The organism is Burkholderia anthinoferrum, from assembly GCF_002925705.1.
Taxonomy (GTDB): Bacteria; Pseudomonadota; Gammaproteobacteria; order Burkholderiales; family Burkholderiaceae; genus Burkholderia; species Burkholderia semiarida.
The window spans coordinates 81,421-99,992 of the sequence record NZ_LFZP01000011.1; the positions used below are offsets into that span (position 1 = coordinate 81,421).

An 18,572-nucleotide genomic window follows, 5' to 3' on the forward strand; every position below is an offset into this window, starting at 1 on the left:
CGCCCGCAGGCGCTCGTCGTTCGCGCGGCATCGCGGCGCCGATACCGGCCGTCAGGCGCTGCCTTCGGTCTCGATCACGAGGATGCGCGCGGCGCCAAGCGGATGCGCAACATGTTCGGTGCCGACCGTCGCGTGGAATACGTCGCCCGTTTCGAGCACCGTCGCGTGCTCGACGCCTGCTTCGCGGTAGCGCATCTCGACGCGGCCATCGAGCACCGCGAACACTTCCTCGCCGTCGTTCACGTGCCAGCGATACGGCTGGTCGGTCCAGTGCAGCCGGACCGTGATGCCGTTCAGGTTCGCGATGTCGAGGGCGCCCCACGCGCGGTCCGCCGTGAATGCGGCGCTTCGGATGATGTTCATCGATGTGTTCCCCGGCGCGCGCGGGCGCCGCTTTCCAGTCATTTTCCCGACATCCGCCTTCAGCGCGACGTGGCGCGCAGCGCCTGCTCGACGATCTGCTTGCGCTTCGCGAAGCCGGCCGCCGTACGTTCGGTGACGCGCGTCACGACCGCGGCCGGCGCGGTGTCGGGCGAGCCGGCGTCGAACGGCGGCGCGGGCGCATATTCGAGCTGAAGCTGGATCGCCTGCGCTTCTTCGTCGCCGACGAGCTCCGCGGCGATCGTCAGCGCGAAGTCGATGCCGGCCGTCACGCCGCCGCCCGTGACCAGGTTGCCGTCGCGCACGACGCGCTCGCGCACGGGTATCGCGCCCAGCGGTTCCAGCAGCGAGTGGAACCGCCAGTGCGTCGTCGCGCGTCGTCCGCGCAGCAGGCCGGCCACGCCGAGCAGCAGCGAGCCCGTGCAGACCGACGTCACGTAGCGCGCGGTGGCCGCACGCTGCTGCACGAACGCGATCGTTTCGGCATCGAGCAGCAATTCGTTGATGCCGATCCCGCCCGGGATGCAGATCACGTCGAGCGGCGGGCAGTCGTCGAACGTGCAGGTCGGCGCGAGCGCGAGGCCGCTGCTCGACGCGACCGCGTCGCGCGACTTCCACACCAGATGAACGGCCGCGTCCGGCAGTGACGCGAGCACGTCGTGCGGGCCGGTGAGGTCGAGTTGCTGGACGCCCGGAAAGACGAGAAGGCCGATGTGAAGTGTCATGCGAAGGCTCCGGAGAGGAAGGGAACGCGCCGTTCGGCACGGGATGGACAGATCGATTCTAGGCGCGTAGTGTTTGGCGAAATTGCCATATCACCCACGTTTTCAGCCAATCGCCATGCCTGCCGCCGCCCCGCGTTCGATCCTGATCTTCGCGTTTCCCCGTGCGCAGTTGCTCGATGTGACGGGGCCGCTGCAGGTGTTCGCGTCCGTCAACGAACTCGCGCTGGAGCGCGGGCAGCCGGCGCCGTATGCGCCGCGCGTCGTGGCCGTCGAAGCCGGGCCTGTCGAGACGTCGTCGGGCCTCGTCGTGATGGCCGAGTCGCTGCGCACCATCGCGCGCCACCCTGACACGCTGATCGTCGCCGGCGGCAAGGGTGTGCACGCGGCGTCGAAGGATGCGCGGGTGGTGCGCTGGGTGCGGCAGCAGGCCGGACGCGCGCGGCGCGTGGCGTCGGTGTGCACCGGCGCGTTCCTGCTCGCCGAGGCCGGTCTGCTCGACGGGCGGCGCGCGGTCACGCACTGGGCGCGCTGCGAGGAATTCGCGGCGCGCTACCCGAACGTGCGCGTCGAGCCGGACCCGATCTTCATCCGCGAAGGCGCGCTGTGGACGTCCGCCGGCGTGACGGCCGGCATCGATCTCGCGCTCGCGCTGGTCGAGGACGATCTCGGGCGGGCGACCGCGCTCGACGTCGCGCGCGAGCTCGTCGTGTTCCTGAAGCGTCCGGGCGGGCAGGCCCAATTCAGCACGATGCTGTCGATGCAGCGCACCGCCGACCGGTTCGGCGAGTTGCACGCGTGGATGGCCGAGCACCTGACGGCCGACCTGTCGGTGCCCGCGCTGGCCGAGCGCATGAGCATGAGCGAGCGCAGCTTCGTGCGTCACTATCGCGCGGAAACCGGCCGCACGCCCGCGCGCGCGGTCGAGCAGATCCGTGTCGAGGCCGCGCAACGCCTGCTCGGCGAAACGGCGTGGCCCGTCAAGCGGATCGCCGGGCGGTGCGGCTTCGGTTCCGAAGAGACGCTGCGGCGCAGTTTCGTGCGCGTGTTCGGCGTGTCGCCGCAGGGATATCGCGAGCGGTTCGTGCGGTAACGGTCGACCGATCATCGGGGCCGGAGCGGGTGGCGCCCGGAACTGAACGGAAACCGGTCGGTTTCCAGTCCGAAGTTTCGAAACTATTCAGGATCGGAGAACAATAGGCAGGGGCTTGTGCCGCGCCCACCGCGCGCTCTATTCTGTTCCGTTGGCGATTCGAAAGGGGGGAGCAGCATGGACCGAATCCAGGCAATGGAAGTTTTTACCCGCGTGGTCGACGCGAACAGCTTCACGCGGGCGGCCGACACGCTCTCGATGCCGCGCGCGTCGGTGACGACCATCATCCAGAATCTCGAGGCGCTGCTCGGCGTGCGCCTGATGCACCGGACCACGCGCCGGCTGTCGCTGACGCCGGAGGGCGCCGCGTACTACGAGCATTGCATGAAGATCATCGCGGAGATCGCCGAGGCCGACGCGAGTTTCCAGGCGGGCAACCGCAAGCCGAGCGGCATGCTGCGCGTCCACATGCCCAGTTCGCTCGGGCGGCGTATCGTGCTGCCGTCGCTGTCGACCTTCCGGCAGCGCTATCCGGACATCACGCTCGAGCTGGGGCTGTCGGACCGCTACGTCGATCCGGTCGAGGAAGGCATCGACTGCATGATCCGGGTCGGGCCGCTCGAGGATTCGTCGATGGTCGCGCGGCGCATCGGGATGCTCAAGCGCGTGACGTGCGCGTCGCCCGATTACCTCGCGCGCCACGGCGAGCCGAACGAGATTGCCGATCTCGTCGAACATCAGGCGGTGAATTTTCGCGCGAGCCACGGCGCGCGGACGATTCCGTGGGTGTTCATGATCGACGGCAAGCCGTTCGAGGTGCGGATGAACGGCAGCGTCACGGTCAACGATTCGGATGCTTACGTGACGTGCGGGCTCGAAGGCTTCGGGATGATCCAGCCTACGTTGTTCATGGTGCTGCCGCACTTGCTCGACGGTTCGCTGGTCGAGGTACTGCCGGACTGCAATCCGAAGCCGAAGCCGATCTCGATCGTGTATCCGCACAACCGGCATTTGTCGCAGAAGGTGCGCGTGTTCGCGGACTGGATCGCGGAGGTGTTCGAGGCGACGCCGGCGTTGGAGGGCGGGGAGAACTGGCGCGGGAAGGTGGGGGTGGAGGCGGCAGAGGCGCAGCGCGGAGCGGTGGTGGCGTAGTCGCGGCGCGCGGCCTGAAGGACGGGCAGCGCGCGGCACGGCGGGTGCTGGATGAAGCAATGAAAAAAGCCGCTGTTTCGAAAGAAACAGCGGCTTTTCGCATTTGGTGGCGAATCAGGGATGTGCACGGCTATTGTCCAGACCGATTTGCGTCGCTCCTGTCAATCGACGAGTCAGGAAGTCCCGCAGATGCGCAGCGGCGTTACCTCCACAGGAGTTCGCACGATCTTTCCATCATCGACCTGAAGTCGGGCAATAGTCACGGACATCGGTATCTTGACGTCGTCCGTGACGACAACCTCGTAGTCCGCTCCCGTTACCGGAGTGAAGCTAAGGAATCGCCAAGCCTTGTAGTACCGATAGCGATCCCCAATGCTCCAATGTGCTGAGAAAACGAGGGGGATGCCGGCCTTGACGAGGACTTCAGCGTATGTGAGTTGCGACACATCCTCCAGGTCGTTCGGCATACCAAGCCTTGGCTGACTAAAGAGCCAAGTTGTTGCATTCAGGGAGCGCGCCTGATAGGTGATGGAGGCGAGCGACCGAATGGCCGGGTCTGCTTCAGCATAGCAAGCGGCACTTCCGTGTTCGAGGATATTCAACCAACCGTTACCGACGAACCGGAATCGTACCTTTGCGGTCGTGTCGTTTGGTCCAAGCTTGATATCGGTCGTGAGTAGAGGCGAGACGCAAGCAGAGAGGAGCCAAGCAGAAATCACACACAAGGCGATTGCTCGGGCGCGTGCGAATATACGTACTGACTTGTTCATGGGAAAGTAATTGAGATTTTGCCTTCGTAGGCGTTCGGTATGGCGTACATCGAGCCGTTTTGTGAATAGGCAATCAGCCGCTCGCTATTTGCCGACGATGCGGCGTAGACGATCATGTACTTCGCGTTTGCCGGAATCTGCGCTCTTGCGAAAAAGTAAGGGGTGGCGAGAGACCTGGAGCGGCGCTTCAGTGGTTCGAGACGATCGGTTTCCGTGATGTGCAGGTTGTCGTCGAGGAACATCAGGCGCGGTTTGAATATGGTCACATGGGGAAGCAGCATTGCTCCCCAAGCAGCGATATACGTTCTTACTTCCACCACTTCGGGATGCGTTGCCGGAACTTTGTAGGCTACGAAGGTAGATCGCCCTTCAGGAAAGTCGAAAGTGGGACTTTGTCCGACCTGGATTGACACGCTGTCGGCCCCGTCGGGCCCAAGGTCGCCGAAGTGAAAGCTCTGGAAAGTGGAGCAGCATTGGGCCGGCGCTGGCGGCTCGAAGGAAATGGGCGGCCGCGATGCGCAACCAGATGTCGCCGCAATAAAAACGCTCGCGAGGAGGGCTACCGGTTTCATTTTTGACATGGCGTCTTGCAGGCAACGTTACTTGCTGCGCAGACCGCCAGGGACCATCGGCGGCAAAGACCGTGGCCAGAGTCGGACCGATTGGCTATCGACGCAGTATGTCGTGATAACGGCAAGTGGCCGACGTTCTTGAGGTTGTGTATTACGAATCGTGCGGCGAAGATCGCTTTCTTTGCGGCGAGGCATATGTTCAACGATATCGCTGAACTGGCAGAGGGTGAGAAATGCCGGATGACGGCTTATGTAGACGACGTGACCATTTCCGGGCCTGCCGCCACGAAGAAGCTGCTGGGCGAGCTTCGCAAGGTGGTAAGCAGGTAGGATTACAAGACCAAGCAGAAGGAAGACCTATGCCGCAACCTCGGTGAAGGTTGTCACGAGTGCAGTTGTGGTTGGCCGCGAGCTGCGACCTCCAAGCGAGCGGTATCGAAAAATACGGCAAACGAAGCAGGAGCTGTTGCGCTGCGGGCGCGATGAGAAGGCGTCACTGATGCGGGCGTTGGGGGGCGGCTTCGGGCGGGCAGTCAGATTTTGGGCAACCTTGGCGGGAGTCGCGTGATTAGGATTGGCGATGCCCGAATTGTTGGCGCGCGATGTCTGCGGAGCAAAGAAAAAGGGCCCAGCTTGTGCTGAGCCCTTTCTGCATTTGGTGGCGAATCAGGGATTCGAACCCCGGACCTGCGGATTATGATTCCGTCGCTCTAACCGACTGAGCTAATTCGCCGAAGACTTGAATTATGTCGATCGGCCGGCTGGCTGTCAATACCTTTTTCCATCTTTCCCGAAAAAAGTTGCCGCCGCCCCGTGCCGGCCTCCATCACGGGCGGGAGCCGGCCAGCGGAAGCAGTGCCTCCGCCGCCTTTCCCCGCTGCGCACCCGCCATCAATCCTGCGCGTAGATGTCCGAGTCCTTCGTCTCCTTGACGAACAGCAGGCCGATCACGAACGTGGCCAGCGCGATCACGATCGGATACCAGAGCCCCGAGTAGATGTTGCCCTTCGCCGCGACGATCGCGAACGCGGTCGCCGGCAGGAAGCCGCCGAACCAGCCGTTGCCGATGTGATAGGGCAGCGACATCGACGTGTAGCGGATCCGCGTCGGGAACATCTCGACCAGCATCGCGGCGATCGGGCCGTAGACCATCGTCACGAAGATCACGAGGATCGTCAGGATCACGATCGTCATCGGCCAGTTGAGCTGCGCCGGGTCGGCCTTCGCCGGGTAGCCGGCTCCCTTCAGCGTCGACGCGAGCGTCTTGTCGAACGCCGCGCCCTGCGCCTTCGCGTCGGCCGCCTTGCCGTCGTAGGTCTGGATCACCGTGTCGCCGACCTTGATCTGGGCCAGCGCACCGGCCGGCGCCGCGACGTTCTCGTAGTTCAGGCCGGCCTTGGCGAGCGCGCTCTTCGCGATGTCGCACGAGCTGGTGAACTTCGACGTGCCCACCGGGTTGAACTGGAACGAGCAGGTGGCCGGATCGGCGACGACCGTGATCGGCGCCTTCTGCGTCGCGAGTTCGAGCTGGGGGTTCGCGTAGTGCGTGAGCGCCTTGAACAGCGGGAAGTAGGTCAGCGCGGCGATCAGGCAGCCCGCGAGGATGATTGGCTTGCGGCCGATCTTGTCCGACAGCGAACCGAAGAACAGGAAGAACGGCGTGCCGATCAGCAGCGCGATCGCGATCAGGATGTTCGCGCTGGCGCCGTCGACCTTCAGCGTCTGCGTGAGGAAGAACAGCGCGTAGAACTGGCCCGTGTACCACACGACGGCCTGGCCGGCCGTCAGGCCGATGAGCGCGAGGATCACGATCTTCAGGTTCTTCCACTGGCCGAACGCCTCGGTCAGCGGCGCCTTCGACGTCTTGCCTTCCGCCTTGATGCGCAGGAACACCGGCGATTCGTTCAACTGCAACCGGATCCACACCGACACCCCGAGCAGCAGGATCGACGCGACGAACGGCACGCGCCAGCCCCAGTTGCCGAACGCTTCCTCGCCGACGAACGTGCGTACGCCGAGGATCACGAGCAGCGACAGGAACAGGCCGAGCGTGGCCGTCGTCTGGATCCACGCAGTGTAGAAGCCGCGCCGGTTGGCCGGCGCATGCTCGGCGACGTAGGTCGCCGCGCCGCCGTACTCGCCGCCGAGCGCGAGGCCCTGCAACAGCCGCATCGCGATGAAGATCACCGGCGCGGCGATGCCGATCGACGCGTACCCGGGCAGGAAGCCGACCACGAACGTCGACACGCCCATGATCACGATCGTCACGAGGAACGTGTGCTTGCGGCCGACGAGGTCGCCGAGCCGGCCGAACACGATCGCGCCGAACGGCCGCACCGCGAAGCCGGCCGCGAAGCCGAGCAGCGTGAAGATGAACGCGGCGGTCGGATTGACGCCGGAGAAGAAGCTCTTGCTGATGTAGGCCGCGAGCGAGCCGGCCAGGTAAAAGTCGTACCACTCGAACACGGTGCCGAGCGACGACGCGAAGATCACCTTCTTCTCTTCGCCCGTCATCGGCGAGTGCGAAATTTGCCCGCCTAACGTTGCCATGAATCGTCTCCAAGTCCCTTGATATAGATGTGCGGCCGCCTTGGGAGGGCGGGCCTGTCGACGATTATTGGCACGGAAACTTACGGCGTACTGACTCGCGCGTACAAAACGACTGCACGTTAACCCGTGGCGAACCGGCCGCTTCGCGTGTCGATCGTGATGCGAACGTCCGTTAAAACGCCGGTTTCGGCATATTTGCACCCAGCCGCGGCGGCGCGCGTCAGGGTTAATCCGGGGTGGTGTCGGTCAGCGGCAGGCTGATGCGCACCAGCGTGCCGGCGAGGCGCGGCGTGTGCTGGTAGACGTGATCGTCGAGCGTCAGCGTGCCGCCGTGCTGCGTGGCGATCTCGCGCACGATCGCGAGCCCGAGGCCGCTGCCGTCGCCTTCGCGGCCGAGGATCCGGTAGAAGCGCTCGACGACGCGTTCGCGTTCGCCGGCCGGGATGCCGGGGCCCGTATCCTCGACTTCGAGATGCACGAGCCGCCTCGTGCGCTCGGCGCGCACGCGCACGGTGATGCGGCCGCCTTCGGGCGTGTAGCGGATCGCGTTGTCGACGAGGTTGCCGAGCATCTCGCGCAGCATCACCGGATTGCCGTCGACGTCGAGCGGCGCGTCGTCGTCCGGGCCTTCGTAACCGAGATCCATGCGTTTCGCGAGCGCGGCCTGCACCCAGTCGCGCACGGTGCGCCGCGCGAGCGCGCCGATCTCGACCGGCTCGAACGTGAGCCCGCTCGCGCGGTTCTCGGCGCGCGCGAGCGCGAGCAGTTGCGTGACGAGCCGCGCGGCTTGCTCGGAGCTCGTCGCGATCTGCTCGAGCGAGCGCTGCACGTCGGGCGGCACCGGATGGCGCAGCGCGAATTCGGCCTGCGTGCGCAGGCCCGCGAGCGGCGTCTTCATCTGATGCGCGGCGTCGGCGATGAAGCGTTTCTGCAGCGCCATGTTCTGTTCGAGGCGCGCGAGCAGGTCGTTGAACGACGTGACGAGCGGCTCGATCTCGGGCGGCGCGCGCTGCGCCTCGACGGGCGACAGGTCGTCGGGCCGGCGCGCGCGGATGTGCGCCTGCAGCGCGTTGAGCGGCGCGAGCCCGCGCGACAGCCCGAACCAGACGAGCAGGATCGCGAGCGGCAGGATCACGAATTGCGGCAGGATCACGCCCTTGATGATGTCGTTCGCGAGCGCGTTGCGCTTGTCGAGCGTCTCGCCGACCTGCACGAGCACGGGCTGCGCGCCGCTCGCCTGCGGCAGCGCGACGGTCGTGTACGCGACGCGCACGTCGTTGCCGCGCAGCAGGTCGTCGCGGAACACGACGACGCCCGGCGGCGGGCGGTCCTCGTCGCGCGGCAGCGGCATGTCGGCTTCGCCCGCGACCAGCTCGCCGCGCGTGCCGAGCACCTGGAAGTAGACGCTGTCGATGTTGTCCGCGCGCAGGAAGTCGCGCGTCTGCTCCGGCAGCGTCAGCTCGGCGACGCCGTTGACCGGATGGATCTGCCGCGCGAGCACGTACGCGTTGGTCTCCAGCGCGCGGTCGAACGGGCTGTTCGCGATCGTCTTCGCGACGAGATAGGTGACGGCGATGCTCATCGGCCACAGCAGCAGCAGCGGTGCGAGCATCCAGTCGAGGATTTCGCCGAACAGCGAGCGCGGGCGCGGCGTTTCGGCCGATTCGGTTTCGTCGGGCGGCGCGAACGGGTTCTCGTAGCGCGCGTCGCGCGCCTCGTCGGCGGCCGACGACGGCGCGCCGGTCGGGTGACGGGAATGGGCCGGCGTGGCCATCGCGGCGCCGCCCGGCGTCAGCGCAGCGGCGTGCCGGCCGCCGCGGGCTGGGGCGCCGCCGGGTCGGCCGGCGTCGCGGGCGCGACCTTCTCGAGGCAATAGCCGAGGCCGCGCACGGTCGAGATCCGCACGCCGCTCGGTTCGATCTTCTTGCGCAGCCGGTGCACGTAGACTTCGATCGCGTTGTTGCTGACTTCCTCGCCCCATTCGCACAGGTGATCGACGAGCTGTTCCTTCGACACGAGGCGGCCGATCCGCTGCAGCAGCACCTCGAGCAGGCCGAGTTCGCGCGCCGAGAGATCGAGCACGTGATCGTTCGCATACGCGATGCGGCCGACCTGGTCGAACGCGAGCGAGCCGTGGCGCACGACGGTCGGCCCGCCGCCCGCGCCGCGCCGGGTCAGCGCGCGCACGCGCGCCTCGAGCTCGTTGAGCGCGAACGGCTTGGCCATGTAGTCGTCGGCGCCGAGGTCGAGCCCCTTCACGCGCTCGTCGACGCTGTCGGCGGCGGTCAGGATCAGCACGGGGAGATTGGAATTGCGGGCGCGCAGGCGCTTGAGCACGTCGAGCCCGGACATTTTCGGCAGCCCGAGATCGAGAATCAGCAGGTCGAAAGTCTGCATCGACAGCGCGGTGTCGGCGTCGACGCCGCTCTTCACGTGATCGACGGCATAGCCCGATTGGCGGAGTGACCGGGTGAGGCCGTCCGCGAGTATGCTGTCGTCTTCGGCGATGAGAATTCGCATGTTGCTGACCGATGGCCGGCGAGGCGTTCGTGCCGGCGCGGCTGTCTCCGAAGTTATCCGTGTACAACGCAGCCTGCATTGCGGGCTTGCATAAAACACTGTTTTTTTATACAGTGTCTGCATTCGTGGGCGGCGCTTGAAAGCGGGCGCGCCTTTAACAGACGCTGCTCATCATAGCAAAGGACGATTCATGGAAGATAGCAAGAAGGGCTCCGGGATGACCGCCGAGAAGAGCAAGGCGCTGGCGGCCGCACTCGCGCAGATCGAGAAGCAGTTCGGCAAAGGCTCGATCATGCGCATGGGCGACGGCGAAGCGGCCGAGGATATCCAGGTCGTCTCCACGGGCTCGCTGGGTCTCGATATCGCACTGGGCGTCGGCGGCCTGCCGCGCGGCCGGGTGGTCGAGATCTACGGTCCGGAATCGTCCGGTAAAACCACGCTCACGCTGCAGGTCATCGCCGAGCTGCAGAAGCTGGGCGGCACCGCGGCGTTCATCGACGCCGAGCACGCGCTCGACGTCCAATATGCCGCGAAGCTCGGCGTGAACGTGCCGGAGCTGCTGATCTCGCAGCCGGACACCGGCGAGCAGGCGCTCGAAATCACCGACGCGCTGGTGCGCTCGGGCTCGATCGACATGATCGTCATCGACTCGGTCGCGGCGCTCGTGCCGAAGGCCGAAATCGAAGGCGAGATGGGCGATTCGCTGCCGGGTCTGCAGGCTCGCCTGATGTCGCAGGCGCTGCGCAAGCTGACCGGCACGATCAAGCGCACGAACTGCCTCGTGATCTTCATCAACCAGATCCGGATGAAGATCGGCGTGATGTTCGGCAACCCGGAAACCACGACGGGCGGCAACGCGCTGAAGTTCTACTCGTCGGTGCGTCTCGATATCCGCCGGATCGGCTCGATCAAGAAGAACGACGAGGTGATCGGCAACGAAACCCGCGTGAAGGTCGTCAAGAACAAGGTATCGCCGCCGTTCCGCGAAGCGATCTTCGACATCCTGTACGGCGAAGGCATTTCGCGCCAGGGCGAGATCATCGATCTCGGCGTGCAGGCGAAGATCGTCGACAAGGCGGGCGCCTGGTACAGCTACAACGGCGAGAAGATCGGCCAGGGCAAGGACAACGCGCGTGAATTCCTGCGCGAAAATCCGGAAATCGCGCGCGAGATCGAGAACCGCATCCGCGAATCGCTCGGTGTCGTCGCGATGCCCGATGGCGTAGTCAACGAAGCCGAGGCGATGGACGAAGAAGAGTGATGGTTGCGCGCCGAGGTCAGGCTGGCGAGCCGGCGGAGCACGACACGCCCGAAACGGCGGGTCGCTCCGGGCGGCGAGCCGGATCCTCGGGCGCCGACCGGCGGGGCGCAGGCGGCAACGCCGCGAACCGCACCGCGACGAGGGCATCCGACGATGCCCTCGTTTCGTTTGAGATTGCCGCACCGGACGACCCGTTCGACGACGATGAGTCGTTCGACGCGCACGACCGCTCCCGCCGTCGCGTGTCCGGTGTCCGCTTCCCGGGCGATCGCGTCCCGGACGATCGCGCAGCCGATGCGCCCGCGACGGAAGATGTCTATACGCGCAGCAGCCAGCATCCGCGCCGCATACGTCGCACTGCCGGCGCATCTTCCCGCGGCGCTGCTTCGAGCGACGCGTCGGGCGTAGGCGAGCGCAAGCCGTCGAAACCGCCGCGGTCGTTGAAGGGCCGTGCGCTCGGTTATCTGTCAAGGCGCGAATACAGCCGCGCGGAGCTTGCGCGCAAGCTCGCCCCCTACGTCGGCGAAGACGAGTCCGTCGAACCGGTGCTCGATGCGCTGGAACAGGAAGGCTGGCTGTCCGACGCGCGCTTCGCCGAGAGTCTCGTGCATCGCCGCGCGTCGCGCGTCGGCGTCGCGCGCATCGTCAGCGAACTGAAGCGCCATGCGGTCGGCGACAGCCTCGTCGAAGCGGTGAATGCCCAATTGCGCGAGACCGAGTTGACGCGCGCGCAGGCCGTGTGGCGCAAGAAATTCGGTGCGCTGCCGCAAACGCCCGCCGAGCGCGCGAAGCAGGCGCGCTTCCTTGCCGCGCGCGGCTTCTCGAGCGCGACCATCGTGAAGTTGCTGAAGGTCGGCGACGATTTCCCGCTCGACGACTGAGCCGCCCGGTCGCGCGCGGGGCGCGCGATTTTGCTGCATCGCAACCGCTTCCGGACAGGCGGGAATACCCGCCGTCGAGGCCGGATGTCTCAAATACCCAATATGCTAAAATCCACGGGTTTTCCTCTTCGGCCTCAACCTCCAGCATGCCGCTATCCGAGCCCGTGCCCCGTCAGTTGCGACATCGACGCGCAATCCGAGCGGAAGCCTACGAGCGCGGCGACGGCTTGTGGGACATCGAAGCCTGCCTGACCGACCACAAGCCGCGCGATGTCGCGCTTGCGTCGGGCATCCGGCCCCAGGGCCTGCCGATCCACGAACTCTGGCTACGCGTGACCATCGATCGTGACCTCAATGTCGTCGACGCCGAAGCGTCTTCGGAATGGGTTCCCTATCCCGGTCACTGTCAATCCGCTTCTCCCGCCTATCGGGCCCTCATCGGGCTCAACCTCTTCCGCAATTTCCGCCGCAACGCGAACCGGCTGCTCGCCGGCGTCGCCGGCTGTTCCCATCTCACCGAACTGTGCGCCGTGCTGCCGACGGCCGCGATCCAGGCGTTCGCCGGTGATGTGTGGAACGTGCGCGAGGAGGGCGGCGAAGGGCCGGACCATGACGGCGTGCACGCCGAACCGCCTTTCCAGCTCGGCCGCTGCCGGGCGCTGCGATTCGACGGCGAGGTCGTACGGCAGTACTACCCGCGCTGGTACGGCCCGATTCGGCCGGATCTGCCCGGTGAAGGCAGCACGAAGGAATGAACGGAAATCATTCGAAGAAGCGTCTTAAGCGACTTTTCATCCAACTCTCAGACTGAAGGGAATCACGCATGAAGATTCACGAGTACCAGGGTAAGGAAATCCTGCGGAAATTCGGAGTCGCGGTACCGCGCGGCAAGCCGGCGTTCTCGGTTGACGAGGCCGTCAAGGTGGCGGAAGAGCTCGGCGGCCCGGTATGGGTCGTGAAGGCTCAGATTCACGCGGGTGGCCGTGGCAAGGGCGGCGGCGTGAAGGTGGCGAAGTCGATCGAACAGGTGCGCGAATACGCGAACCAGATCCTCGGCATGCAGCTCGTCACGCACCAGACGGGCCCGGAAGGCCAGAAGGTCAACCGTCTGATGATCGAGGAAGGCGCCGACATCAAGCAGGAACTGTATGTCAGCCTCGTCGTCGACCGCATCTCGCAGAAGATCGTGCTGATGGGTTCGAGCGAAGGCGGCATGGACATCGAGGAAGTCGCCGAAAAGCACCCGGAACTGATCCACAAGGTCATCGTCGAGCCGTCGACGGGCCTGCTGGACGCGCAGGCCGACGACCTCGCCGCGAAGATCGGCGTGCCGGCCGCGTCGATTCCGCAAGCGCGCGCGATCCTGCAAGGCCTGTACAAGGCATTCTGGGAAACCGACGCATCGCTGGCTGAAATCAACCCGCTGAACGTCTCCAGCGACGGCAAGGTTACCGCACTCGACGCGAAGTTCAACTTCGATTCGAACGCGCTGTTCCGTCACCCGGAAATCGTCGCGTACCGCGATCTGGACGAAGAAGATCCGGCTGAAATCGAAGCGTCGAAGTTCGACCTCGCGTACATCTCGCTCGACGGCAACATCGGCTGTCTCGTGAACGGCGCGGGCCTCGCGATGGCGACGATGGACACCATCAAGCTGTTCGGCGGCGAGCCGGCGAACTTCCTGGACGTCGGCGGTGGCGCGACGACCGAGAAGGTCACGGAAGCGTTCAAGCTGATGCTGAAGAACCCGGACCTGAAGGCGATCCTCGTGAACATCTTCGGCGGCATCATGCGCTGCGACGTGATCGCGGAAGGCGTGATCGCCGGTTCGAAGGCCGTGAACCTGAACGTGCCGCTCGTCGTGCGCATGAAGGGCACGAACGAGGACCTCGGCAAGAAGATGCTGGCCGATTCGGGCCTGCCGATCATCTCGGCGGACAGCATGGAAGAAGCCGCGCAGAAGGTCGTCGCGGCTGCCGCAGGCAAGTAAGCACGCGCTAATGAACACGTAGGGCGGCGCGGCTTGCTCGCGACGCCCATCGAACAGAGGTCAAAATACATGTCGATTCTGATCAACAAGGACACGAAGGTCATCACGCAGGGCATTACCGGCAAAACCGGTCAGTTCCATACGCGCGCCTGCCGTGAATACGCAAACGGCCGCGAAGCATTCGTCGCGGGCGTGAACCCGAAGAAGGCCGGCGAAGATTTCGAAGGCATTCCGATCTACGCGAGCGTCAAGGAAGCGAAGGCGGAAACCGGCGCGACCGTGTCGGTCATCTACGTGCCGCCGGCAGGCGCGGCCGCTGCGATCTGGGAAGCGGTCGAAGCCGACCTCGATCTCGCGATCTGCATCACGGAAGGCATCCCCGTGCGCGACATGATCGAAGTGAAGGACCGCATGCGTCGCGAAGGCCGCAAGACGCTGCTGCTCGGGCCGAACTGCCCGGGCACGATCACGCCGGACGAGCTGAAGATCGGCATCATGCCGGGTCACATCCACCGCAAGGGCCGCATCGGCGTCGTGTCGCGTTCGGGCACGCTGACGTACGAAGCGGTTGCGCAGCTGACGGCACTCGGCCTCGGCCAGTCGTCGGCAGTCGGTATCGGCGGCGACCCGATCAACGGCCTGAAGCACATCGACGTGATGAAGATGTTCAACGACGATCCGGATACGGATGCGGTCGTGATGATCGGCGAAATCGGCGGTCCGGACGAAGCCAACGCCGCCGAGTGGATCAAGGACAACATGAAGAAGCCGGTCGTCGGCTTCATCGCGGGCGTCACGGCGCCTCCGGGCAAGCGCATGGGCCACGCCGGCGCGCTGATCTCGGGCGGTGCGGATACGGCCGAAGCGAAGCTGGAAATCATGGAAGCGTGCGGCATCACCGTCACGCGCAACCCGTCGGAAATGGGCCGTCTGCTGAAGAAGGCGCTGTAATTGTTTCCGTTGGGCTCGTCCTGCAGAAAACGCCGGCTTTGCCGGCGTTTTTTGTTATGCTCCCGCAATGAATTCGTAAGCACCGGGCATGCGTCATGCATGTGCCGGCGATGAACCGGGTCGCCCGCGAGGCGGCCGTTGTCCTTTCCTCACCTCCATGCTCGAATTCCTGACCTCGCTGCACTGGGGCGCCATTCTCCAGATCGTCATCATCGATATCCTGCTCGGCGGCGACAACGCGGTCGTGATCGCGCTTGCGTGCCGCAACCTGCCGGCGAACCAGCGGCTGCGCGGCGTCGTCTGGGGCACCGCGGGGGCGATCCTGCTGCGTGTCGCGCTGATCACGTTCGCGGTCGCGCTGCTCGACGTACCGTTCCTGAAATTCGGCGGCGGGCTGTTGCTGCTGTGGATCGGTATCAAACTGATGGCGCCGGCCGCCGACGCGCACGACAACATCAAACCGGCCGACCGGCTGTGGGATGCCGTGAAGACGATCGTGATCGCCGATGCGGTCATGAGCCTCGACAACGTGATCGCGATCGCCGGCGCGGCCGAGCAGGCCGATCCGTCGCACCGGCTCGCGCTCGTGATCTTCGGGCTCGTCGTCAGCGTGCCGATCATCGTGTGGGGCAGCACGCTGGTGCTGAAGCTGCTCGACCGTTTCCCGGTCGTCGTGGCGCTTGGCGCGGGGCTGCTCGGCTGGATCGCGGGCGGGCTGATCGTGAACGACCCGGTCGGCGACCGCTGGCCGGTGCTCGATTCGCCGTCGGTGGTCTATGGCGCGAGCATCGCCGGCGCGCTGTTCGTCGTGGCGATCGGTTACGCGCTCAGGAAGCGCCGCGGCGTGACGCACGCGCCCTGACTGGCCATCCGGCCGACTGTCGGCTTCGCGGCCCGCTGGCTACGATCGAGACGCCTGCCTGTATCGGCAGGCGTTTTTCGTTTCCGGAGCCTGTCATGTTCGAAGCTTTTTCCGTTTCCCTGTTTCGTCGCGTTGCCGCCGACCTGCGGCGCGCGAACCGGCCGTCGCCGCGCTGGCGGCCGGCCGGCTTCACGCTGATCGAACTGATGATCGTGCTGGCGATCGTCGGCGTCGTCGCCGCCTATGCAATTCCCGCGTACCAGGATTACCTCGCGCGGTCGCGCGTCGGCGAGGGCCTTGCGCTCGCGTCGTCGGCGCGGCTCGCGGTTGCCGACAACGCGGCGAGCGGCGCGAGCCTCGACGGCGGCTACAGCCCGCCTGCCGCGACCCGCAACGTCGAATCGGTTGCGATCGACGGCGCCACCGGCCAGATCACGGTCGCGTTTACCCCCCGCGTCGCCGCGGCTGGCGCGAATACGCTGGTGCTCGTACCGTCCGCGCCAGACAAGGCCGATGCGCCCACCGCGCGCGTACCGCTCAAAAAGGGGGCGATACAGGCGGGCGCGATCGCGTGGGAATGTTTCGCCGCCGGCAAGGAGGCATCGTCGCTGCCCGCGCCGGGAGCGGGGCCGTTGCCGGGTAACGCCGCGACGCTGCCCGCGAAATATGCGCCCGCGGAGTGCCGTGCGTAGCGCCGCCGCCGGTATGGAAGGGCGGTGGCCCGTGCGCAAAGCCGGCCGCCGCGTGTCCGATGCGGCGGCGGCCGCGCCGCGGTTCATCGCGCGTGCGCCGCACAGAGCGGGGAAAGTTTTGTATAGTGCGCCGGTTGCTGACACCCGGTTCGCTCATGCCTTCTACTTTTTCCCGTTCGTTGTCGCTCGTTGCGCTGGCTGTCGCCCTGATCGTGCCGTATGCGATCACGAATCACACGTATCCGATCCCGACCTTCTATTCCGAGTTTTCCGCGCTCGTGCTGTATCTGTTGCTGGGCGTATCGGTCGTGCTGCTCGCGCGCACGGGCCGGCCGGTCAAGCCGTTCGCCGCGCCGGCTGCGTTCGTCGTGCCGATTGGCTTCGCGGTGGTGCTGATCGCGCAATTGGCGCTGATCCCGCTCAAGGTGCCGTCGATGAACTGGCTGGCGCTCGGTTATCTGGCCGCGGCGCTCGTCGCGATGCAGGCCGGCTACGCGCTCGCGCGCGACGGGATCGCGGAAACCGTGTCGCGGATGATGGCCGGTGCGCTGCTCGTCGGCGGCGTGTTCGCGGTCGGCACGCAGATCGTGCAGTTGTTCCACCTCGAGTCGGCCGTCTCGCCGTTCGTCGTGGTGTACAACATCGCGGTCGACCGCCGTCCGTACGGCAACATGGCGCAGGCGAACCATCTGGCCAGCTATATCGCGTTCGCGATGGCGGGCGCGCTGTATCTGGTGCAGACGCGCCGGCTCGCGGTGTGGGCATGGCTCGCGCTGTCGATCGTGCTGTCGGTCGGTCTCGCGCTGACGGTGTCGCGCGGGCCGTGGCTGCAGGTCGCGGTGATGGTCGTCGCGGGGTTCTGGATGGCGTGGGTCGAATCGCGCCGCACGCAGGGCAATGCGCGTGCGTGGCTGATCCCGGTCGTGCTCGCCGTTGCATTCATCGCGGTCAACGTCGCGGTGCGCTGGGCCAACGTGCACTACCACCTGAATCTCGCGGAGTCGGCAGCCGACCGGATGCGCGACGCCGGGCAGATCGCGCCGCGCCTCGCGCTGTGGAAGTACGGGCTCGCGATGTTCCGCGAGCATCCGCTGCTCGGGGTCGGCTGGGGCGAATTCCCGTCGCACCAGTTTGCGCTCGCGCGCACGCTCGGCGGCGTCGAGATCGCGAACAACTCGCACGACATCTTCATCGATCTGCTCGCGAAGTCTGGTCTGGTCGGCCTCGGCGTGCTCGCCGTCACGCTCGTCGCGTGGTTCGTGCGCGCGGTGCGGGCGCCGCAGTCGAGCATGCGCGTGTTCGGTTTCGCGCTGATCGGCATCCTGCTGATGCATGCGCTGGTCGAGTATCCGCAGCAATACATGTTCTTCCTGCTGCCGGCGATGTTCGTGATCGGGCTGCTCGACGTGAAGCCGCTGCGCATCCTGCCGGGGCGCGCGGCATTCGGGCTGTTCGCGGTGCTGTCGTTCGGTGGCGTGCTGGCGGCGGTGCCGGTGCTGCGTGACTACCAGCGCGCGGAAGTGCTCTATTACGGCAGCAGCCCGGCCGCGCAGTATCGCGATGCGCCGTCGCGGCTGTTCGGCGCATGGGGCGATTACGGTGCGGCGACGCTGCTCACCATTTCGTCGGAGAACCTGCCGCTCAAGCTCGCCGCGCACGAGCGCGCGATCGCGCTGCTGCCGGGCGAGACGGTGCTGCGCCGCTACGCGGTGCTGCAGGCGCTGGCCGGCCGCGAAGCCGACGCGCTCGATACCGTCGCGCGCCTGCATGTGTTTGCAAAGGAATTGAAGGACTGGCCGCAACAGCTGGCCGCGTTGTACAAGCTGTGCGATGACGAGCCGACGCTGAAGACGTTCCGGGCCGCACTGGCAGCAAAGTACGGGGAAGCGCCGGCCGACGCGGGCGACGACTCGGACGACGACGATTCGGATTGACGGCTGCGCGTGCCGGCACGGGGAATACCGGCGTCTATCGGTTGCGATGAAGGCGGATCGACGTCGGGCCCCGCGGCCCGGTGCACGCGCAACGCGCCACGCCGGTCGGGTATCGATTACATCGCGGATCGCGTGGAGTCCGCTCGAATGGGCGGCGATTCGCGTCAACCATTGTCAAATCGCCGCCGTTGACCGGGTGGCGCGTGCACAATGCGCGAAAGCGCTCGCATGAAAGCGGCGC

General features: G+C 65.9%; 18 protein-coding genes and 1 tRNA gene. 11 read left to right on the forward strand and 8 right to left on the reverse strand.

Going from position 1 to position 18,572, the window contains the following annotated elements; genetic code table 11:
- Window positions 1-51 precede the first annotated feature (51 nt).
- Window positions 52-363, reverse strand: a complete 312-nt coding sequence (locus C5F75_RS04310) for a cupin domain-containing protein (RefSeq protein WP_059578629.1) — start codon at window positions 361-363, stop codon at window positions 52-54.
- 59 nt (window positions 364-422) lie between these two features.
- The gene (locus tag C5F75_RS04315; protein WP_059578626.1) at window positions 423-1,106 is read right to left on the reverse strand and encodes a DJ-1/PfpI family protein; all 684 of its coding nucleotides are present in this window, start codon (window positions 1,104-1,106) and stop codon (window positions 423-425) included.
- A gap of 115 nt (window positions 1,107-1,221) precedes the next feature.
- Between C5F75_RS04315 and C5F75_RS04320 the strand changes: the two genes are divergently transcribed.
- Entirely contained in the window at window positions 1,222-2,196 is a 975-nt protein-coding gene (locus C5F75_RS04320) for a GlxA family transcriptional regulator (protein ID WP_104011923.1), read from the forward strand.
- A gap of 177 nt (window positions 2,197-2,373) precedes the next feature.
- On the forward strand, window positions 2,374-3,348 hold the full coding sequence (locus C5F75_RS04325; RefSeq protein WP_059578621.1) for a LysR family transcriptional regulator: 975 nt from the start codon (window positions 2,374-2,376) through the stop codon (window positions 3,346-3,348).
- Between the two features lie 173 nt (window positions 3,349-3,521).
- Here the strand turns inward: C5F75_RS04325 and C5F75_RS36165 are convergent, their stop codons facing one another.
- Both C5F75_RS36165 and C5F75_RS36170 read right to left on the reverse strand, forming a co-directional pair.
- A complete protein-coding gene (locus C5F75_RS36165; protein WP_143328721.1) occupies window positions 3,522-4,118 on the reverse strand; it encodes a hypothetical protein in 597 nt (198 codons plus the stop codon).
- Window positions 4,115-4,699: a hypothetical protein gene (locus C5F75_RS36170; protein WP_124862688.1), complete on the reverse strand. Its 585-nt coding sequence runs from the start codon at window positions 4,697-4,699 to the stop codon at window positions 4,115-4,117. Before C5F75_RS36170 ends, C5F75_RS36165 begins: the two co-directional genes overlap by 4 nt.
- A gap of 186 nt (window positions 4,700-4,885) precedes the next feature.
- Between C5F75_RS36170 and C5F75_RS37100 the strand changes: the two genes are divergently transcribed.
- Window positions 4,886-5,020, forward strand: coding sequence for an RNA-dependent RNA polymerase family protein (locus C5F75_RS37100; RefSeq protein WP_256939976.1), 135 nt, complete (start codon window positions 4,886-4,888; stop codon window positions 5,018-5,020).
- Between the two features lie 326 nt (window positions 5,021-5,346).
- Here C5F75_RS37100 and C5F75_RS04345 read toward each other — a convergent pair.
- The 4 genes from C5F75_RS04345 to C5F75_RS04365 all read right to left on the reverse strand — a co-directional run bounded on the left by C5F75_RS04345 (window position 5,347) and on the right by C5F75_RS04365 (window position 9,760).
- Window positions 5,347-5,423 (reverse strand) — tRNA-Met (locus C5F75_RS04345).
- 158 nt (window positions 5,424-5,581) lie between these two features.
- On the reverse strand, window positions 5,582-7,240 hold the full coding sequence (locus C5F75_RS04355; RefSeq protein ID WP_059643034.1) for an MFS transporter: 1,659 nt from the start codon (window positions 7,238-7,240) through the stop codon (window positions 5,582-5,584).
- 226 nt (window positions 7,241-7,466) lie between these two features.
- A complete protein-coding gene (locus tag C5F75_RS04360; protein ID WP_059578611.1) occupies window positions 7,467-9,014 on the reverse strand; it encodes a sensor histidine kinase in 1,548 nt (515 codons plus the stop codon).
- A gap of 17 nt (window positions 9,015-9,031) precedes the next feature.
- On the reverse strand, window positions 9,032-9,760 hold the full coding sequence (locus C5F75_RS04365) for a response regulator transcription factor (RefSeq protein WP_059578609.1): 729 nt from the start codon (window positions 9,758-9,760) through the stop codon (window positions 9,032-9,034).
- 190 nt (window positions 9,761-9,950) lie between these two features.
- Between C5F75_RS04365 and recA the strand changes: the two genes are divergently transcribed.
- The 8 genes from recA (at window position 9,951) to C5F75_RS04405 (ending at window position 18,331) form a co-directional block, all read left to right on the forward strand.
- Window positions 9,951-11,021, forward strand: coding sequence for a recombinase RecA (gene recA / locus C5F75_RS04370; protein WP_059578606.1), 1,071 nt, complete (start codon window positions 9,951-9,953; stop codon window positions 11,019-11,021).
- The gene (recX, locus tag C5F75_RS04375; protein ID WP_059578603.1) at window positions 11,021-11,902 is read left to right on the forward strand and encodes a recombination regulator RecX; all 882 of its coding nucleotides are present in this window, start codon (window positions 11,021-11,023) and stop codon (window positions 11,900-11,902) included. Before recA ends, recX begins: the two co-directional genes overlap by 1 nt.
- A 146-nt stretch (window positions 11,903-12,048) precedes the next feature.
- A complete protein-coding gene (locus C5F75_RS04380; RefSeq protein ID WP_050014576.1) occupies window positions 12,049-12,657 on the forward strand; it encodes a DUF2889 domain-containing protein in 609 nt (202 codons plus the stop codon).
- 68 nt (window positions 12,658-12,725) lie between these two features.
- Window positions 12,726-13,892, forward strand: coding sequence for an ADP-forming succinate--CoA ligase subunit beta (sucC, locus tag C5F75_RS04385; protein WP_059578600.1), 1,167 nt, complete (start codon window positions 12,726-12,728; stop codon window positions 13,890-13,892).
- A 69-nt stretch (window positions 13,893-13,961) separates the two neighbouring features.
- Window positions 13,962-14,843 (forward strand): succinate--CoA ligase subunit alpha, encoded by an 882-nt coding sequence (gene sucD, locus C5F75_RS04390; RefSeq protein ID WP_006477916.1) that lies wholly within the window; start codon window positions 13,962-13,964, stop codon window positions 14,841-14,843.
- A gap of 157 nt (window positions 14,844-15,000) precedes the next feature.
- Window positions 15,001-15,705 (forward strand): TerC family protein, encoded by a 705-nt coding sequence (locus tag C5F75_RS04395; RefSeq protein ID WP_059578598.1) that lies wholly within the window; start codon window positions 15,001-15,003, stop codon window positions 15,703-15,705.
- A 95-nt stretch (window positions 15,706-15,800) separates the two neighbouring features.
- On the forward strand, window positions 15,801-16,397 hold the full coding sequence (locus tag C5F75_RS04400; protein WP_059578595.1) for a pilin: 597 nt from the start codon (window positions 15,801-15,803) through the stop codon (window positions 16,395-16,397).
- 155 nt (window positions 16,398-16,552) lie between these two features.
- On the forward strand, window positions 16,553-18,331 hold the full coding sequence (locus C5F75_RS04405; RefSeq protein WP_059578593.1) for a PglL family O-oligosaccharyltransferase: 1,779 nt from the start codon (window positions 16,553-16,555) through the stop codon (window positions 18,329-18,331).
- Window positions 18,332-18,572: the final 241 nt, after the last annotated feature.

What these genes read in the sequence shown, in the direction of transcription:
- C5F75_RS04310 (WP_059578629.1), bottom strand. Translation starts at nt 363, where the DNA reads ATGAACATCATCCGAAGCGCCGCATTCACGGCGGACCGCGCGTGGGGC.
- C5F75_RS04315 (WP_059578626.1), bottom strand. Translation starts at nt 1,106, where the DNA reads ATGACACTTCACATCGGCCTTCTCGTCTTTCCGGGCGTCCAGCAACTC.
- C5F75_RS04320 (WP_104011923.1), top strand. Translation starts at nt 1,222, where the DNA reads ATGCCTGCCGCCGCCCCGCGTTCGATCCTGATCTTCGCGTTTCCCCGT.
- C5F75_RS04325 (WP_059578621.1), top strand. Translation starts at nt 2,374, where the DNA reads ATGGACCGAATCCAGGCAATGGAAGTTTTTACCCGCGTGGTCGACGCG.
- C5F75_RS36165 (WP_143328721.1), bottom strand. Translation starts at nt 4,118, where the DNA reads ATGAACAAGTCAGTACGTATATTCGCACGCGCCCGAGCAATCGCCTTG.
- C5F75_RS36170 (WP_124862688.1), bottom strand. Translation starts at nt 4,699, where the DNA reads ATGTCAAAAATGAAACCGGTAGCCCTCCTCGCGAGCGTTTTTATTGCG.
- C5F75_RS37100 (WP_256939976.1), top strand. Translation starts at nt 4,886, where the DNA reads ATGTTCAACGATATCGCTGAACTGGCAGAGGGTGAGAAATGCCGGATG.
- C5F75_RS04355 (WP_059643034.1), bottom strand. Translation starts at nt 7,240, where the DNA reads ATGGCAACGTTAGGCGGGCAAATTTCGCACTCGCCGATGACGGGCGAA.
- C5F75_RS04360 (WP_059578611.1), bottom strand. Translation starts at nt 9,014, where the DNA reads ATGGCCACGCCGGCCCATTCCCGTCACCCGACCGGCGCGCCGTCGTCG.
- C5F75_RS04365 (WP_059578609.1), bottom strand. Translation starts at nt 9,760, where the DNA reads ATGCGAATTCTCATCGCCGAAGACGACAGCATACTCGCGGACGGCCTC.
- recA (WP_059578606.1), top strand. Translation starts at nt 9,951, where the DNA reads ATGGAAGATAGCAAGAAGGGCTCCGGGATGACCGCCGAGAAGAGCAAG.
- recX (WP_059578603.1), top strand. Translation starts at nt 11,021, where the DNA reads ATGGTTGCGCGCCGAGGTCAGGCTGGCGAGCCGGCGGAGCACGACACG.
- C5F75_RS04380 (WP_050014576.1), top strand. Translation starts at nt 12,049, where the DNA reads ATGCCGCTATCCGAGCCCGTGCCCCGTCAGTTGCGACATCGACGCGCA.
- sucC (WP_059578600.1), top strand. Translation starts at nt 12,726, where the DNA reads ATGAAGATTCACGAGTACCAGGGTAAGGAAATCCTGCGGAAATTCGGA.
- sucD (WP_006477916.1), top strand. Translation starts at nt 13,962, where the DNA reads ATGTCGATTCTGATCAACAAGGACACGAAGGTCATCACGCAGGGCATT.
- C5F75_RS04395 (WP_059578598.1), top strand. Translation starts at nt 15,001, where the DNA reads ATGCTCGAATTCCTGACCTCGCTGCACTGGGGCGCCATTCTCCAGATC.
- C5F75_RS04400 (WP_059578595.1), top strand. Translation starts at nt 15,801, where the DNA reads ATGTTCGAAGCTTTTTCCGTTTCCCTGTTTCGTCGCGTTGCCGCCGAC.
- C5F75_RS04405 (WP_059578593.1), top strand. Translation starts at nt 16,553, where the DNA reads ATGCCTTCTACTTTTTCCCGTTCGTTGTCGCTCGTTGCGCTGGCTGTC.